Annotated in this window: 1 protein-coding gene and 1 other annotated feature; the gene reads right to left on the bottom strand. The window is 64.7% G+C overall.

Annotated features, from left to right (window positions below; genetic code table 11):
• Window positions 1-483: 483 nt before the first annotated feature.
• Window positions 484-1,718, bottom strand: a protein-coding gene (locus HLA95_RS27155; RefSeq protein ID WP_370467545.1) for an IS3 family transposase whose coding sequence is annotated in 2 segments (ribosomal slippage) — window positions 484-1,424 and window positions 1,424-1,718 — 1,236 coding nt in all. Because the reading frame shifts where the segments join, the coding sequence is not laid out codon by codon here.
• Window positions 1,315-1,431 (bottom strand) — a sequence feature (AL1L pseudoknot). Its footprint overlaps the gene before it by 117 nt.
• Window positions 1,719-1,839: the final 121 nt, after the last annotated feature.

Raw genomic sequence — 1,839 nt, 5'->3', positions numbered from 1 at the left:
GAGAAGCGCCTCTACGACATGCGGCGTAGTCTCGACCTTGGTCTCGATCAGCACGCGGCCAAGCTCGACCAAGTGCTTGCGGAGCTGAAGCTGCTCTTCCAGCAGTTCAACCCGCTGGTCGGGCTGGTCAGGAGCGGGAGGCTTGGTCATGGGGCAGCAACTGCAGCGGAATGCCGCAGTTCCCGTTCAGACAAATATACGATGCATATTACGTATGTGAATGAGACAATACGCAGAAGTTATACAGTGCTTTCTGCGGGGATATTTTTACGCTACTATTTGTAGAAATGACTTGTCAGGCTCCTGACCAGCAGGTTCTGGGTCAGCTAGCTTTATGGGGGGCTTCTGTAGCGGCCTTCTCCAGTGGATCAGTGACGGGAGACGGGGCCGCTCATCTACCGGAAGAAAAGGGGCACTACCCTGCCGGCACGCCGAGAGACTGATTGAACCGCCCCGGGTTTGCCGGAGGCTGGTAGGCTTGAATCACGCCGCGAGTGCGGGTGCCTCAAGCTGCGCATAATACCGCTCCTCGGCCTCGGCGGGAGGGATGTTGCCGATGGGCCCGAGGAGACGGCGGTTGTTGAACCAGTCCACCCACGCCAGGGTGGTGAACTCGACGGCCTCTAGGCTGCGCCAGGGGCCGCGGCGGCGGATGACCTCGGTCTTGAACAGGCCGATGACGCTCTCCGCGAGGGCGTTGTCGTAGCTGTCGCCGACGCTGCCGACCGAAGGCTCAATCCCGGCCTCTGCCAGCCGCTCGGTGTAGCGGATCGAGACATACTGCACGCCGCGATCGCTGTGGTGCATCAGGCCGGCGCTGCGGACGGGGCGGCGGTCATGCAGTGCCTGCTCCAGAGCATCGAGGACAAACCCCGCATGCGCGGTCCGCGACACTCGCCAGCCGACAATCCGGCGGGCGTAGGCGTCGATGATGAAGGCCACGTGGACGAAGCCCTGCCAGGTGGCGACATAGGTGAAGTCGGACAACCAGAGCAGGTTCGGCCGCGACGCGCGAAAATGCCGGTTCACCTTGTCGGTCGGGCATGGCGCACCCTTGTCGGACAGCGTCGTCCTGGTCTCCTTGCCGCGCACCACGCCGCGCAGGCCGAGCTGGCGCATCAGCCGCGCGACCGTACAGCGGGCCACGGCCGTGCCCTCGCGCCGGAGCTGGTGCCAGACCTTGCGCACGCCATAGACGCCAAAGTGCTCCGCATGCACCCGGCGGATCTCCGCCTTGAGCAGGTTGTCGCGCTGTGTACGCAGCGAGGACCGCGCTGGGTCGCACCGCTGTGCCACATGGGCGTAGTAGGTGGACGGGGCGATCGGCAGTACCCTGCAGATCGGCTCGACCCCATAGGTCGTGCGATGATCGTCAACGAAGGCAATCATGGCTTGAACCGACGGTCGAGCTCCGCCTGGGCAAAATACGCTGATGCCTTGCGCAGGATCTCGTTGGCCTGGCGCAGCTCGCGGACTTCGCGCTCCAGCTCCTTGATGCGGTTTTGTTCCGCCGTCGCCGGCCTGGCCCGTAGGCCCTGGTCGCGCTCGGCTTGGCGCACCCATTTGCGTAGCGTTTCCGCCGTGCAGCCGATCTTGGCCGCAATCGACATCATCGCCGCCCATTGCGAGCCGTGCTCGCTCTGATGCTCGAGCACCAAGCGCACCGCCCGCTCCCGCACTTCAGGCGAGAAACTCGCCGCCGACTTTCTCCCGCTCATCGCTCCATCCTCTCAAGGCTTGGAGCCTCCGGCAAACCCGGGGCGGTTCACACCTTACGCCCGGCAACGCCAGTGACGTGAGGACCGCGCCCGACGTGCTCGCCGCGGCGCCAGGCCGCCT

The sequence above is a fragment of the Geminicoccus harenae genome, assembly GCF_019800005.1.
GTDB classification, from domain to species: Bacteria; Pseudomonadota; Alphaproteobacteria; order Geminicoccales; family Geminicoccaceae; genus Geminicoccus; species Geminicoccus harenae.
Note: the sequence above shows the minus strand (reverse complement) of the source record. Positions and strands in the feature narration are given on the sequence as shown.